This window comes from Prevotella sp. E13-27, from assembly GCF_023217965.1.
Taxonomy (GTDB): Bacteria; Bacteroidota; Bacteroidia; order Bacteroidales; family Bacteroidaceae; genus Prevotella.
This window is the reverse complement of the sequence record NZ_JALPSC010000002.1, coordinates 502,475-518,163: the sequence shown is the minus strand read 5'-3', so window position 1 is coordinate 518,163 and position 15,689 is coordinate 502,475. Positions and strand designations below refer to the sequence as shown.

The 15,689-nt window shown below is 43.1% G+C and carries 15 protein-coding genes and 2 tRNA genes; 4 read left to right on the top strand and 13 right to left on the bottom strand.

Annotation, left to right across the window (positions count from 1 at the left end; translation table 11 throughout):
* Positions 1-28: 28 nt before the first annotated feature.
* The 5 genes from M1L52_RS11070 to M1L52_RS16560 form a co-directional block, all read right to left on the bottom strand.
* On the bottom strand, positions 29-682 hold the full coding sequence (locus M1L52_RS11070) for a hypothetical protein (RefSeq protein WP_248615067.1): 654 nt from the start codon (positions 680-682) through the stop codon (positions 29-31).
* Between the two features lie 106 nt (positions 683-788).
* Positions 789-1,709: a DMT family transporter gene (locus M1L52_RS11065; protein ID WP_248615066.1), complete on the bottom strand. Its 921-nt coding sequence runs from the start codon at positions 1,707-1,709 to the stop codon at positions 789-791.
* Positions 1,710-1,759: 50 nt separating this feature from the next.
* On the bottom strand, positions 1,760-2,491 hold the full coding sequence (gene truA, locus M1L52_RS11060) for a tRNA pseudouridine(38-40) synthase TruA (RefSeq protein WP_248615065.1): 732 nt from the start codon (positions 2,489-2,491) through the stop codon (positions 1,760-1,762).
* Between the two features lie 6 nt (positions 2,492-2,497).
* Complete coding sequence (locus tag M1L52_RS11055) at positions 2,498-3,091, bottom strand: nucleotidyl transferase AbiEii/AbiGii toxin family protein (protein ID WP_317231487.1); 594 nt, start codon at positions 3,089-3,091, stop codon at positions 2,498-2,500.
* Positions 3,079-3,384, bottom strand: coding sequence for a DUF6922 domain-containing protein (locus M1L52_RS16560; RefSeq protein ID WP_248615063.1), 306 nt, complete (start codon positions 3,382-3,384; stop codon positions 3,079-3,081). The genes M1L52_RS11055 and M1L52_RS16560 overlap by 13 nt, the downstream gene beginning before the upstream one ends.
* Positions 3,385-4,104: 720 nt before the next feature.
* On the opposite strand from M1L52_RS16560, the gene M1L52_RS11045 reads away from it, so the two are divergent.
* Together M1L52_RS11045 and M1L52_RS11040 are read left to right on the top strand one after the other, a co-directional pair.
* Positions 4,105-5,757: a vWA domain-containing protein gene (locus tag M1L52_RS11045; RefSeq protein WP_248615062.1), complete on the top strand. Its 1,653-nt coding sequence runs from the start codon at positions 4,105-4,107 to the stop codon at positions 5,755-5,757.
* Between the two features lie 135 nt (positions 5,758-5,892).
* Positions 5,893-6,669, top strand: coding sequence for an EFR1 family ferrodoxin (locus M1L52_RS11040; RefSeq protein WP_248615061.1), 777 nt, complete (start codon positions 5,893-5,895; stop codon positions 6,667-6,669).
* A 163-nt stretch (positions 6,670-6,832) separates the two neighbouring features.
* Here M1L52_RS11040 and M1L52_RS11035 read toward each other — a convergent pair whose 3' ends face one another.
* From M1L52_RS11035 to M1L52_RS11000, 8 genes are all read right to left on the bottom strand, one after another.
* Entirely contained in the window at positions 6,833-7,402 is a 570-nt protein-coding gene (locus M1L52_RS11035) for a hypothetical protein (protein WP_248615060.1), read from the bottom strand.
* A gap of 192 nt (positions 7,403-7,594) precedes the next feature.
* Positions 7,595-7,668 (bottom strand) — tRNA-Asp (locus M1L52_RS11030).
* A gap of 30 nt (positions 7,669-7,698) precedes the next feature.
* Positions 7,699-7,772: transfer RNA gene (locus M1L52_RS11025), tRNA-Asp, on the bottom strand.
* 97 nt (positions 7,773-7,869) lie between these two features.
* A complete protein-coding gene (locus tag M1L52_RS11020; protein WP_248615059.1) occupies positions 7,870-8,328 on the bottom strand; it encodes a hypothetical protein in 459 nt (152 codons plus the stop codon).
* 14 nt (positions 8,329-8,342) lie between these two features.
* Positions 8,343-8,708 (bottom strand): hypothetical protein, encoded by a 366-nt coding sequence (locus tag M1L52_RS11015; protein ID WP_248615058.1) that lies wholly within the window; start codon positions 8,706-8,708, stop codon positions 8,343-8,345.
* 40 nt (positions 8,709-8,748) lie between these two features.
* Positions 8,749-9,303: an RNA polymerase sigma factor gene (locus tag M1L52_RS11010; protein WP_248615057.1), complete on the bottom strand. Its 555-nt coding sequence runs from the start codon at positions 9,301-9,303 to the stop codon at positions 8,749-8,751.
* A gap of 13 nt (positions 9,304-9,316) precedes the next feature.
* Positions 9,317-9,637, bottom strand: a complete 321-nt coding sequence (locus M1L52_RS11005; RefSeq protein WP_248615056.1) for a T9SS type A sorting domain-containing protein — start codon at positions 9,635-9,637, stop codon at positions 9,317-9,319.
* 129 nt (positions 9,638-9,766) lie between these two features.
* Entirely contained in the window at positions 9,767-12,853 is a 3,087-nt protein-coding gene (locus M1L52_RS11000) for a glycoside hydrolase family 2 TIM barrel-domain containing protein (protein ID WP_248615055.1), read from the bottom strand.
* Positions 12,854-13,049: 196 nt separating this feature from the next.
* On the opposite strand from M1L52_RS11000, the gene M1L52_RS10995 reads away from it, so the two are divergent.
* Both M1L52_RS10995 and M1L52_RS10990 read left to right on the top strand, forming a co-directional pair.
* The gene (locus tag M1L52_RS10995) at positions 13,050-14,411 is read left to right on the top strand and encodes a hypothetical protein (RefSeq protein ID WP_248615053.1); all 1,362 of its coding nucleotides are present in this window, start codon (positions 13,050-13,052) and stop codon (positions 14,409-14,411) included.
* Positions 14,412-14,476: 65 nt separating this feature from the next.
* Positions 14,477-15,673, top strand: coding sequence for an imelysin family protein (locus tag M1L52_RS10990; RefSeq protein ID WP_248615052.1), 1,197 nt, complete (start codon positions 14,477-14,479; stop codon positions 15,671-15,673).
* The last annotated feature ends 16 nt before the right edge of the window (positions 15,674-15,689 follow it).

Sequence of the window (15,689 nt, the reverse complement as noted above, 5' to 3'; positions counted from 1 at the left end):
AAGCTAATTAGTTTTAATTATATAATGTTTATAATGATAGTACGAAATCATCCCAGTCCTTCGTAGAGCCTTTCTTTCCAAATATCTTCTGATACAGTCGGCTGCGGGTCGTTGCCACGCTCTCCTTTGAATGAGAGGTAAGAAGCGCAATATCCTTTGGACTAATACGCACCTTGATGAGCAGACACACGTGATAGTCGTTTGCCGACATCTTATACAGGCTATATAGTTTATCGGTGAAACCTGTGTAGATGCTATCTACCATCACCGCCAGCTGCTGCCAGTCTTCGTCACTCATCGGGCGACCATCATTGAGTAGTTGTTGTATCTTCAGATATATATCTGAACTGAATATGTCGCCCTCAGCACGCTCGCGTTTCTCACTTTCTATTCGCGCCATGGTGTTTGCATAGTCGAGCTTTGCCTTCTTCTCTTCAAGCTCCAAACGAAGCATCGAGTTCTCAGAGCCTAACTTTGATATCAGATGCTCCAGCTCTTCTATTTTCTTCCGGTTTTCTTCTATGTCTGCCACTTCTTGCATTGCGCGTACCTTATCTAAACGCTCTTGTAGCAACAGCATCTTTCTACGACTATTCTGCCAGGTCACTACGAAGAGTGCTATGTATGTCACTGCACCTATTATCAATAGGAACAGTTCGCGCTGTGTGAGTATTGTCATCATCTGATTCATGTCGCAAAGGTAAACGATAATTGCGAACTATCCAAACTTTTTCGTTTGCAATAGTTCGCAATTTAATTATCAGTTCGCAAAAATTCTCAAACAGCCTTTAATTGCTGCCTATATAGAGGAAAATCATGCCTAACAGCACCAATGCAAGGTCAAAAGCCTTCGCCTTGAGATTCTTCTCACGAAAGAACAACGCTCCACACAGGAACGACACTATTACTGAACCGCGACGCACCATTGACACAATACTTATCATGGCATCGGGAAGCGATAGTGAATAGAAATAAACGAAGTCGGCTGTTGAAAGAAAAATGCTCACACCGATGATGGCCCAGTCCCAGTGGAAGGGTGTCGTCTGCTGATGTTTCGGCCACCAAAGCAGCATCAGCATTGCCAGCATCATCACACACTGATAGATATTATACCATGACTGTACCATCATCCTGTCAAGTCCAACTCCACCCGACTCTACAGGTGCCATAAGGTATTTGTCATAGAGTCCGCTCACTGCGCCAAGTACTGCAGCACCGACAATCATGTATATCCAGTGGTCGTGTTTGAAGTCTATACCTTCCTTCTTGCCACTTCTGCTAAGAAGAAAGAATGATGCCACTGCCAGCAACACACCTATCCACTGCCAAATGTTCAGTCGCTCACCGAACACAAGCAGTGCGCCCACAAGCACCATTACAGGTCTTGTAGCATTAATCGGTCCAACAATGGTTAGCGGCAGGTGCTTCATGCCGAAATAGCCAAGCACCCACGACGATAATACAATCAATGCTTTCAGCACAATGTACTTATGCATATCCCATCCACCTGAACCCACATGAAATATTGTATCATCGAGTACATGGGAAGAGCCGCTGAGTACTATGAACGGAAGGAATATAAGCGACGAGAACAGTGTGTTAAGAAACAGAATCGGGATAACTGCATTATTCTTCAATGCCTTTTTCTTCAATGAGTCATACACGCCAAGAAAGGCGGCTGACATAAAAGCTAACAATAACCAAGCCATTTTTATCTTTTATTCATTATCGTCTATGATAATCTACAGTAATCTTATTGCTAATAATCTATTCTCTCAAGGAACAGTGCATTGCCAGGCATCGACTCGCCAGCATCAGAGCGACGTTTCCCCTCTATAACCTTACGGAAATCGTCAATCGTCAGGCGTCCTCGTCCCACTTCAATGAGCGTTCCAACTACAGCACGCACCATGTTCCGCAGGAATCGGTTGGCAGTTATCTCGAAATACCATGTTGAAGGCGATGTCTGCACCCACTCGGCAACGGTCACCTTGCAGAGTGTTGTCTTTACATCGGTATGCGACTTACAGAAAGCGCCAAAGTCATCATATTCCATCAGCACACGTGCTGCACTATTCATCAGCTCGAAGTCGAGCGGATAGTGAATATGGCATGCATAATGGCGTTCGAAAGGTGATTTCTCTGTATATATATAATAACGGTACGTGCGCGCGATAGCAGAGAAACGTGCATGAAGATCATCACTAACCCTCTTCACTTCTTGTACAGCAATATCGAATGGTAACACACGATTTAACTTATATGCCAGCTGTTTCGTGTCTTCAATCTCATGGTCTATGTCGAAATGGGCAGTCATCATGCGTGCATGAACACCAGCATCAGTACGTCCTGCACCTGTGACGCTGACCTCTTCGCGCAACAATAGCGAGAGACACCGTTGAAGTTCGCCCTGTACCGACACACCATTGGGCTGCACCTGCCACCCATGATAGCGTGTACCATCATAACTTAGTGTAATGAAATATCGCATGATAATCTACATATGCTTCTGGTTATAATCCTCAACAGCCTTTTTAATTGTATCTTTCATTGTCTCCCACGAGACGTTATCAAACATCAAAGGCATTGGTTGGCAATCCGCATCTCCAAAATATGTCATACTTAATAATGCGCGGTATTCCGAACCATCAGAATACTTTTTCAAGTAGAACTTTATTATCTCCTCAAAAGTAAAATGCTTAAGCAAAAAATAAATATCTATAAAATCCTTCTTAGTACCACGCCCCATTACTGCATTTACCTTCATGGCTGCTATATCTTTAGGAGATGCGAGTCGAATCCCATCAACAATAACAGGTTCATTTATCCAAGGATAATCATAGGTAACGATATCAACCTTTACATCATCAAGCATATAGGCTTTGATTCGCTTTGAACAATTGCCACGTACTATTTTTGCTACACAATCCTTCAACGCCTCAGTCAATTCATCAACATCATCTGTAGCATAACCAAAGAAATCAAGGTCAACAGAACGACGATGACCATATTGCAATGCAAGCGCGGTACCTCCCACAAGTCTAGTTTGATCCAGCACAGGCAAGCACATTAGTTTATTTAAGAGTTCCAAGGTGTTGGGCAGGACTGTCTGAAATGATAGCATCGATAATCTTCTTCTTTAGTATGTGATATAGTACAAATAAAAGAAAGGCATACAGGATCCAATGTCCGCATTTTTTTGCATTCTTCAGTGATTCGCTCTAAACCGTAATACTTGTTGATAAGTCGCCAATCATCCATCTGTCCATACTCCAGCACACGTTGGATAATGTACAAAGAATGGTCATCCATCATTAACTGGGACTCATCAATATCCCAGAAAAGATTTGGAGAAAATTTACTTATACACTCTTTACTACTCATCACTGCTTTCCTTTATCTTGCGAAATCACAGCAAAGGTATGCAAAAAGAACGAAACGTACAAGAAAAAGAAAGAAAACTTATAAAGTACCCTATCCGTTTAAGAAAAAACTATTTTTTCTTTGCTATTTCAGAAATAATCTTTACTTTTGCAAATGATCAAGCCAGTCACTTATTGTGGCAGGGCGGATCAAGACATCGATGGAATGAAGATTCCTGCCATTTGTAAGGCGGAAATTCGAAAGGACGTTTTCGAACGTTACTATCTGCAAGTTCAAACTTCGCAAACTTGAATCCAAGTGCAGGTGTGATGCAACGAAGCGTCTGCGTGGGTGTATTATATCCCAATGTTTCGTTGCTCCTATTAGAAGGTGTAACGGTAAGTTGTATCTATAATACCACTCGGCGTGGGCTGGCTTGCGTTGCTTATCCTTACTTGGGGGCAATGCGAAGGCCTGAACTTGGGGGTAAGCACGAAGAAACAAACTCCCACGTCTTTTTTGTATCCAAACCTAAACTGAATATTAACGCTAAATTGGGGAGCTTAGGAAGCACTTGTATTAATTATAATGAGCTCAGCATACATATTCAAGAAGTCTTTTGTACTTTTCAATTATAACCTAAGCTACTCCAATATCAATGGTGAAGCATAGATTATTAATTACACGTAGATTTTTCATTTTTCCTAATATTTAATAATAACCTAACAAATCATTAACAAAATGAAGAAAGCATTTCTATTTGCATTTACGCTATTATATAGCGTAATGTGTTATTCACAAAGCGATTGGCGAATCCATCCTGATGATGCTAAGTACAAAATCTATGGTCGATTCGAAACAAAGTTCCGAAATGGAAAAGCATTTTATGAACTGACTGAAGTTAATCCTATTGGATTTGCCTTCGAGAGTATTGATCCAACATACTACGGAGGCAAATCAAAGCACGGTGATGTTTATTTTACATTTGACCATGTCACCTATAAAGGAAATCCTGATTTAGATAACATTGGCCTATTTGTATATAACGAAAGTACCAACAAATGGGACGCAGACTCCGAAACGGAATCTAGACAGGGATCCGACAATGAGACAAAGGACATGGAAGTGATGCTTGTTTTGGACTGTAGCACCTCATTAAGTGACGCCGCGTTTGTCCAAGCCAAGAATAGTGCCGCATCATTCATTGACGAAATGTTACGTGAGAGTAGCGCCGGAAACATCCATATTGGCATTATTGGATTCTCATCATGGGAACTAACTAAAGTGCGTCCTATAGAGTCACTTACACCATCGTCATCAAAATATATGAAAGATTTCATAAGTGGCTTTACTAAAGGTGGTGGTACAGCCCTATTCCGATCATACGATGAAGCATTCGATATGCTGAGTGCTTATTCTAATAATATTGAAAACAACAAATTTGCAGGTAGCGCTATTGTTACATTTACAGACGGTCTGGACAATGGTTCTATAAATGAGAGTAAAGAAATTGGCAGCAAAAAGAACTATTTCAATTATATAAAAAACAATGTCCTAAGGAAAAGTATTAAAGGGGTTCCATGCCAGTCATATACCATTTTTCTTCCTGGTGGTGCTGACGTAAAAGATAAAGCTCGCGAGAACGAAGCCGAAAATGACTTGAGAACTCTTGCAAAACAAGACGACAATTATTTCCGTGTCAATAATGCATCTCAACTTGAAGCAAAGTTTAAAGATATTGCAAAGAACCTCATAGATAGTTGGAAAATAATTCAATGCTACATCGCTCCTGGCCAAAACGGTCGTGTATGCTGGACATTTGGCCGAAAAGTTAATAATACGCCTATTCACATTGATGTGCGCCCAAAGAAGAAGCACAATTTTTGGTTAGGAATTGGAATTGAAGGAGGATTGGTAGGTGGATCTAAAGCAGATGATTATATATCTCCTAGTAGTTCTCCTTCGGGTTATTCTCCTTCGGGTTATTCTCCCTCTGGTTATTATTCTTCTGGCTATTCATCTGGTTATTCATCTAGTTATTCATCTGGTTATACTCCTTCTGAAGATAACGGAAATGAGAATTGTGCATATTTTCTAGCTCGATTAGATGCAGCATGGTCTCTTTCAGACATGTTTGCCATTGGCGGAACATTTGGACTTGGATATGGAAAAGGAGATGAAACAATTGTTAAGGTAGGTCCTCTAGCCAAGTTATCATTCAATGAAGGTTCAGCTCTTCTGTTAGGAGCGGGATATCTCTCAGCGTATGATGGCGCTTTATACCTGACTGCTGGATGGAAATTCAAATCACCTTGGTATATAAACGCTGGTCTAAATCTTGGTGAAACAACTGGATTCAGTATAGGCGTTGGTTACTCTCTCTTCGGAAAATAGAACTCACCACTTACAAAATAGTGGAGATATGGATTAATTCTACAGAGCGTGTTTTTCTGAGTATGAAAAACACGCTCTTATTTAAACATTAAAAGTTTATTTTGCATTTCCATTAATTAATCGTACCTTTGCAACATGATATTCTATTTCTCAGGTACAGGCAACACGCGATGGGCAGCTGAAGAGATAGCCCAAGCGACAGGCGAACAACTGCTCTTCATACCAGAAGAGCTGAAAGGTAAGTGTGATTATATGCTGAAGGATGATGAGCGTTTAGGGTTCATCTTCCCCACTCATGGTTGGCAACCGCCACGCATAGTGAGACAGTTCATCAGCAGACTGAAGCTGCATAACGCTACTGGACACTATTGCTATGCACTTACAACATGCGGTGACAGCATTGGTCAGACAATGGAGATGCTTAACGATGACCTTTTGAAAGCCGGACTTCCCACTGCAATAAGTGTGTTCACGCTGGTGATGCCAGAGAGCTATGTTTGTCTTCCATTCATGTACACTGACACTCCTGAGAAAGAATACGCAAAAATTTCGCGTGCAAAAGAACAGCTTCAATCATTTAAGGAGATAATCATAAAGAGACAGGCAGGTGAGACACATACCGTTAAGGGCATTGCGCCTTGGGCTATGAGCCACATCGTGGGCAACTACTTCAATGGCAGGATGGTCACCGACAAGAAGTTCACCGTCGATGCCGAAGAGTGTATCCATTGCGGAAAATGTGAGAACGCATGTCCTACTGGCGATGTAAAACTTGTTGACGGCCTGCCATCATGGCAACACGATGGCAGCTGTACATGTTGTCTGGCATGCTATCACCACTGCCCACGACATGCTATCAACTACGGCTCGATAACAAGAAAGCGCGGACAATACTATTTCGGTCATAAATAATTAAAGAGGACGTGTCATAATTAACCACAACGGATTTCGGATTAAACGGATTTTATAAGTTACTGATTATCATTAGGGCTTAAATCCGTAAAATCCGCGAAATCCGTTGTTTTTAATTAAATCTTGTGTTTTGACACACCCTCTTAATTATTTGTTAGCAAAACTATTCAGATATTGCCTTCAGCAACTTCATAAGACTTTCTTTATCAACCCATGTGAAGTCATTCATGGAAATAATAGTCTTGTACATGCGGCGTATTTCCTTATCCTTTGGAAGACGACGTGATATCTCTCGCTCATGTACACGTATAAGCTCCCCATTGTATAGATAATAGTAGTGAGGAACGATAGGCATCTGTATATCTTCCGACTTTGAAAGATCAATGGTGCTATAGCTCAACTGTCCACCACTGAAAGCACCCGACAAGCTGGTTATGTTCTGATTGTTCTTCAGCATCGTGTTATAAGCCGGAATATCTATCTCAATAGCACAGAACAGCTTATTATTGTTTTTTCCAACACTATCTACAACTTCATAGAGCATCTTGTCAATCTTCACGAAGCGACGGTTTTCAATATCCACGCTGTCTATCGTTTCCATATTAGCCTCCATAGTAAGCTCGCCACGCAAGAAGAGCAATGATGCGTTTTTTAAGAATATATTGGCATGAGAAGTCTTCACAACCTTACCATTAGACATATACACCTTTGCCGGCTTAAATTCACGAAACAAAGTAAACTGTTCTGTTACCTCCTGGGCAAGAACAACGTTAATGCCTATGGTCAATAAAAAAACAAATAAAGAAACAAACCTTTTCATTATCTTCTTTTTATAAAATACTTTTTATCAAATAAAATCTCACTACTGCCGGTTTTAGCTATTTACGAAAAAAGCTCACCGACTTCTTATCGATGAGCTTTTCTGCGGTGCGTACGAGATTCGAACTCGTGACCTCCTGCGTGACAGGCAGGCATTCTAACCTACTGAACTAACGCACCTTAGAGGTTGTTTTGCTTATCGAAAGAGGGCGGTGCGTACGAGATTCGAACTCGTGACCTCCTGCGTGACAGGCAGGCATTCTAACCTACTGAACTAACGCACCAAAGGATGCCTTTTCGATTGCGGATGCAAAGGTAGGCATTTTTCTTGAAATGCCGAAATAACGACAGAAGAATTATTAGACAGGTAACATTCTTTAACTATTTTCCACGCTTTCTTGCTGGCTTTTGCTGGTGTCCCCACTGCCTAAGCATGCGTCTATGGAAAGTGTCTTCTGCTCTGATGACCTTACAGACCTTTGAGGCAGGCAGAACTTCAAAGAACTTATTGTGATATTTTTGCTGAATACGCTTCTGTTCAAGTTCAATATTATCGCGCTCCTGAACCTGCTTCTTGAAGCCTTCCTCATCGTTTGGCTTTGCTTTAAACAAGTTACGCTGACGCCCAAACAGTTTAAGCTGCTTGCTTCTCATCTCTTTATATATAGGAAAGAACTTGTCACACTCGGTCTTAGAAAGAGCTGCCTCTTTGACAATATAATTCTTGAGATCCTCTTCAAACTTTTCTGGAGAGAATCCTTCTTTCTTTTCATGCTGAGCATTGACAGCAATTATACAGGCGAAAAACGATACGAGTATGAAAAAACGTTTAAGCATCATAGTTTCACTGTTTTTTATTCATTTGTCAGACATGCATAGATGTCATAGTTATCAAGCATCACGTAATCCATTGCATAGTCTTCATCATCCTCCCATTCAGTGCTTACCGAAGACTCTTGCACAGCGAGTTGCTGCATCTGCACATTCTCCGTATGATCGTTGAAATAGATAGTAATAGTGAAAACTGCCACAATGAGACAAGCAGCCATGTAAAGATAAGGACGCACACGCTGAAGAGTTGTCGGCATTTTCTTCATCGGTGCTACTTCAGGTGAAAGATTCTTCATCACATTGTCAACGACGCTATCGAAATAGCCATCGGGCACTGTGAACGGAGTCCTCTTTCCTACATGGTCTTTTATATATTTCTCTTCGTTCATATTATATTTTTTCTTTATGACGTGACCAGATATAAAAGGTTTAATCTTTTCGATGAAAAAAATCACTTATTTTCTTCACCGCTATATGATATGATGCCTTCAGCGCTCCTTCCGATGTTCCGAGCACCTTACTCATCTCACTATATTTCATCTCTTCGAAGTAGCGCATATTGAACACGGCCCTCTGAACCTCTGGCAGTCCAGCGATGGCTTCCTGTAGTTGTGCCTCAGTCTCATTGCCATCGAAATAGTCATCAGCCATGAGCTGGTTTGCGAGTCCGAGTTCTCCATCATCAGTACTCGTCATCACCACATTCTTCTGTTTGCGCACGAAATCCAGGCTTTCGTTTATAGCAATGCGCGAGAGCCAGGTGAGCAGTTTTGAATCTCCATGAAACGATGACAGTGCATTCCATGCCTTCAAGAAAGTATTCTGAAGCACATCATCAGCATCGTCATGACTCACAACAATACGACGAATCTGCCAATAAAGCTGTTCACTATATTGGCGCACTACTAATTCGAAGCCCTTTCTCATGGTCTTCGGATCGGAAAGCATCTGTTTAAGCTGCTGATCGCTAACGGTAGCAGTCATCGGAACGATGAGTTTATCTGATGGTCACCTTTCTAACCACCTTACCAATCTTCAGGATATAACATCCTTTCGGGTGGTTAAGCTCAATGCGCTGTGAAGGGCTGTCAATCTTGTAAGTTGCGACCTGACGACCTGTCAGTGACACAACCTCGAGTGTCATACCGTTAGCGCCTGTGATGTAAGCAACATTACCCTCTACCGTTATTGTGATATTACGCTCTGGTTCCACTTGCTCTGCAACGCCCATTTCCATTGACATCACCATTGGCGATGCTGCCTGCAGTGCTGTGGCAAGAGAAAAGACAATAGAAAATATAAGTAAACTTTTGCGCATAAGCATATTTATTTTTTGCAAAAATAGAGAATTTATCTGTATCTTCCAAACTTTTTTAAAAGAAAATGCTGACAATAGCAATAATTCGCCATTGTCAGCACGTTTTTAATCTTTATTTGTGGCTTTTTGTCACTTCAGAGGTTTAATTGCGAAGGTAAAGTCATAATCCTTATAAGGCAGACGATACTCACCGCGTGGCCATGCTCCCCATGAGTTAACACAACCCAGACCGAGCTGACGCTGCTGGATGTGAACGCTTGTCATACCTGATGGTACGAGGTCACCGCTATGACGTCCCCATGCCTTGTTTTTGTGAGGACCATCGTCAAGCTGTCCTGTAGTATAAGGCAGAGCCGATGCCTCCATTGGTGCATTAGAATAGAAACGCAAGCCCTTACCGTCCTTATCAATAACATTGAACCAGCGCACATCAACATGGTTACCACTCTCCTGCGGACGAACATACTCGAAGTACTCATTCGCCACCTTATTCTTATATACGCCCAGGAACTCAGAATCCTTTCGGTCTATATAGGTCTCAGCAGGTCCGCGTCCGTAGTATTCCACCATATTATATTGCTTAGGCATCTGCAGAGCCATACCGAAGCGGAACAGCTCGCTGACTTTTGCGTCCTTCTCAGTGGCAAGATTCTCACGCACGATGACCTCGCCTTCAGCAGTCAGAGTGTAAGTCATAGTGAGTTGTGCCTTCTGGTCGGGAAGTTCAAACTTAACAACAGCAAAGTTGTCGCCAGTAGAGAAATCCTTAATCTTATGATTGGGGTTCTGCCATGTACGGAAACGGTTCTGCAGTCCTGCACCATAGTCGTTATCGGTTGGAGCGCGCCAGAACTCAGGCTCTATGCTCTCACGGAAGTGTAACATTTCCTTACCATCAACTGTCAGATAGTCAATCAAGCCCGTCCACTTGCCAATAAACAAGTCGGTGCCAGCGGCAGAGAACTTAACATAGCTGTTGGTTTCTTCCTTTGAGATGCCAGATTCTCCAGACTGTCCGTTCAGCTCAGGGAACTTATACCCATTCACACAGAACTGTTGCTTAGCCATTACCTGTCCTTTATCCACGAGTGGTGCACCGTTCTTTGACTTGAAATAGAACGAAACGAATATCTCGTTGTCACCATGGTGACCAAGGACTTTTGCAATGGTCTTTGCCATCTTCTCGTCAGTGATTACCTTACGCTGCTGTGGCTGAATGCCGTTGATATCAATAACGCCGCCATGGCCAAATGTCATGCCATTAGGACGGTTGGCACTCTCATGATGATGCTGGCCTGCACCTCCAACAAACCACTCCAATTGCAGGTCATCAAGAGTCTTGAAGAAGTTCTCATTGTATATCTCGAACTTACCAGCCTTCAGGTCTATATCCTTCACCCAAACATTCTGGTAGTAGTAACCAACCTCATAGGCATGGGGATTCAGACGACGGTCTGGCGCGATAATACCATTACAGTTAAAGTTATAGTCAGAAGCAGGATACTTACCATAGTCACCACCATAGGTAAATATCTCGCGACCTGTGATAGGACTCTTGTCACGCATGCCCTGGTCAACGAAGTCCCAGATATAACCTCCCTGATATTTTGGATACTTACGAATAAGATCCCAATACTCCTTAAAGCCGCCCATTGAATTACCCATGGCGTGAGCATACTCACACTGAATCAACGGACGAGGATTGTCGTTCTTCGAATAAGCCTCGCAACCCTCATAGCCATAGTACATAGGACAGAAGATGTCTGTCTTGCCGTTCTGTCCAGCCTGTTCAAACTGGCATGGACGAGTATTGTCGGTAGCCTTCACCCAGTCGTATGCTTTCTCAAAGTTTGGACCATAGCCTGCCTCGTTACCAAGTGACCACACAATAATAGACGGATGGTTCTTGAATGAGTGCACATTACCATACTGACGTTCCATGTGAGCCAGCTCGAAGTCTTTGTTCTTTGCCAGTGTACGGTCGCCATAGCCCATACCGTGACTCTCAAGGTTTGATTCAGCTGTGAGATACAGTCCATACTCATCGCAGAGGTCATACCAGCGTGGATCATCAGGATAGTGACAGGTACGCACAGCATTAATGTTCAGCTGCTTCATAATCTTGATATCCTGAATCATGCGCTCCACAGATACTATGTAGCCACCATCAGGATCGAGCTCATGACGGTCGGCACCTTTTATTAATATAGGCTGACCGTTGACAAGCAACTGTGCATTCTTAATCTCGATATGACGGAAGCCAACACGCTGACGAATAACCTCAAGCACCTTGTCACCCTTCTTCAAAGTAATAATGACATTATATAGGTTGGGTATCTCTGCCGACCATGGCTTCACGTTTTCAAGACTTACCTCATTACCGTTTTTGTCTTCCAGACGCTGTTCGATGGTTGTACCTTTTGGAGCTTTTGCATCAATCTTCAGTACGCCTTTTCCATCAACATAATCCTGAGTAACTGTCAAATCTTCGATATGTGCCTTAGGACGTGCATAGAGATACACTTCGCGTGCAATACCAGTAAAGCGCCAGAAATCCTGGTCCTCAAGATAAGAACCGTCACACCAACGCATCACCTGCATTGCAATGAGGTTCTTGCCCTTCTTCAGATACTTAGTGATATTAAATTCGGCTGCAACTTTAGAGTCCTCACTGTAGCCCACATATTTGCCGTTCACCCATACACTAAGATTACTTGTAGCTGAGCCTACATGGAAATAAACTTCCTGTCCATTCCAGTCAGCAGGCAAGTCAAATGTACGACGATAAGAACCAGTATAATTGTTTGTCTCGCCAATGAATGGAGGATTACTATCAAAAGTTGTACACCAAGAATAGCCTACATTTCTATATATCTTATCACCATAGCCCTCAATCTCGAAGAGTCCTGGCACAGGGAAATCCACCCAATTGGAATCATCAAACTTCAGAGAGAAAAAGTCTTTAGGAGCCTTGTCATGATCCTTCACAAAATTGAAGCGCCACTTGCCTTCCATTGACATGTAACGAGCAGACTTCGATTTGTCATTTGCCTTTGCCAGATCAGCATTCTCAAATGCAAAGAACGCAGCCCTGCGTGCCTCACGGTTTACTTGGTTTACTTGTGGATCTTTCCACACTGGAGTTTTTTCTTTCGGAGCTGCCATGACCTCTACTGATGCCACGCAAGCCATCGATAATAGAAATACTTTGAACATAGTTATTAGTTATTATTGTAATTTGATGGCAAATTTAGCGAAAAAAGATGATAATACAATCATTGAGCCTTCTAATTAACAATCTTTTGGGATAAAGCAGAACATTCAGTAAAAGTATTTCACTAATAATGGGTATTGTCAGTTTTTCAGAAGCGTCTTACCTTTGCATCGCAAAATAAAACGATTCTATTTAAGGATGAACAAGATTGTTTTCACACTATTATTCCCTGCCCTATTGCTGAACACACAAACGGCAGAGTCTCAAAAGATTTCTTCAGACAGCATCAAGAGTCAGACAAAAGCCAATCGTCTGAGCATTGGCGGTTATGGCGAGGCTGTCATGACACGTAACTTCTATAGTCAGAGTTTCAACAGATACAAACAGCCGGAGCTTTATTCCAATGACAAGAGCCATGGACGTTTCGACCTGCCCCACGTTTGTCTTAACATTGGCTACGACTTTGGAAAAGGATGGACCTTTGGCACCGAGATAGAGCTTGAGCATGGCGGCAACGGTACTGCCGTGGAGATAGAGGCCGAGGAAGCTGGTGAGTACGAGGCAGAAGTAGAGAAAGGCGGTGAAGTTGCCCTGGAACAGTTCTGGATCAACAAGGAGCTGCTTGGCGGGAAGCTTAATATCAAAGCCGGTGAGATTGTCGTTCCTATAGGTTATACCAATGCCCATCACGAGCCCAACAGTTTCTTTACAGTCTATCGCCCCGAGGGTGAAGCAACCATCATGCCAAACACATGGCATCAGGTAGGCCTTTCCGTATGGGGCAAGCTCAAGGGCTGGCGCTATGAAGCACAGTTCCTGTCAGGACTAAATTCTGAGAGCTTTACAGGCGAGAATTTCGTACACTATGGAGCCACAAGCCCTTACGAGTTCAAGGTTGCGAACAACTATGCCGGTGCTCTCCGCATAGACAACTACTCAGTCAAAGGACTGAGGATTGGAGTCAGCGGATACTATGGCTACACTTTCCGCAACACCCTGCGCACTCCCGGAACGAAATACGATGATGTCACTGGCGCATTGGGAATCATCGCTGCTGATTTCTCATTGAAGAGATGGAACTGGATAGTCCGCGGTAACATTGACTATGCTCATCTTGATGATGCCGACAAGATTTCAGCTTACAACCAGGCTAACTGGACACACCACAAATATCAGGACGGCAATCCCCACCATTACACGAACATTGGCAGCAACGCCATCGCCTATGGCATAGAGGCCGGTTATGACATTTTCTCACAGATAAGCAAGATGCGCAGAGAGAACGAGAAGCTGTATCTATTCGGACGTTTCGAGCACTATAACGCTATGGCATCGGGTACCCATAAGTCCATGTATAAACACACGAAGAGATACCGCTGCGCTTTCGGACTAAACTACAGCCCTGTAAAACAGATCATAATCAAAGGCGAATACTCATACCGCTATTTTGAGAAGCCAAACAACAACGGACTGGCATCTGATAGTCCTCTTTACACACAGCCCTACAACAACGAGCCAAGCGTCAGTATTGGTGTGACCTACTGTGGATGGTTTCTCTAAACGGATAGGCAACAGACGTATTACAAGAACAAATAACACAACCAAACCATTATAAATAAATAAAAATGAAAAACAAAAACATTTTCAAGATGATGGCCTCTGCTGCCATCCTCGTAGCAGGATTCGCTTCATGTTCAAGTGACGATGATGCAAAGACAACAGTAGTAGAAAGCACCCAGGCAGCCCTTGACCAGGCATGCGTTGACTGGAAGACTGCCCGTGCCAATTGGGAGAACACCGAGGCATTCCTCTTTGGCGCTGCCGATGTTTACTCCATCGACCCACACACTGACACATGGCCCGTTGCAGCCAATGACCTGGCAAATGCTTTGCGCGATGAAAAGGTGATGGCCGACATCGACAACTTCATCAAGACAGCAAACGCAGGCATCCTCGGCTATCATGGACTGGAATACGTTCTTTTCCGTCAGGGTCAGCCACGCAAGATTGACCAGATTACAAACCTCGAATACAAGTATATCTGTGCCGTTGCCAAGGATCTCTACAATGCGACAGCCACGCTTGAAGCCGCTTGGGATGCAAGCGAAAGCAATGCCGAGCGCCATCAGATAGCACTCGACTACGTGGCAACCCACAGCTCTATCGATGACGACGGAAATGCAGAAGGAAAACTTGAAGGTTTCAAGAACTTCGGTAAGGCATTCAAGAATCCCGGTACCGGTGAGTGGGAAACGGCGCTGGACGCAACTCGCGAGATTATCTCCGGCTGTCAGGACATCATCGGAGAGGTAAGCAAGTCTAAGATTGGCCTTCCCTACACAGGCGAAGATGCCAATTACATTGAGTCACCCTACGCTTATAATTCCATCACTGACTTCTATGACAATATTGTAAGCTGTAAGAATGCGCTCTACGGAAGCATGGGTGCAACCACACCTTCGGAGAAGTCACTTATCTTCTTCTGCCAGCACACAAACAATCAGACACTTATCAACCAGGCAAATGCTGTAGTTGCAAAGCTTGATGCTTCACTGGCCAAGATTAAGTCCATGAATTATCCTTTCGCCGTGAACTATGCACATGCTTCAAGCAAGGAGGCTATGGATGCACTTGATGAACTCGACGGTGCCCTTTCCGATCTTTACGAAACACTTGGAGGTTTTAATGGTGACGCAACAGTTGAAGCACAGTGCAAGATCATCAATGACAACTATGTTGACAACGTGGTAGTAGCTACATATCGCACGCTTGCAGACAACGCACAAAAGCTGTATCAGTCAATAGTAAAAATCTCAAAATAAACAAATTATAATTATC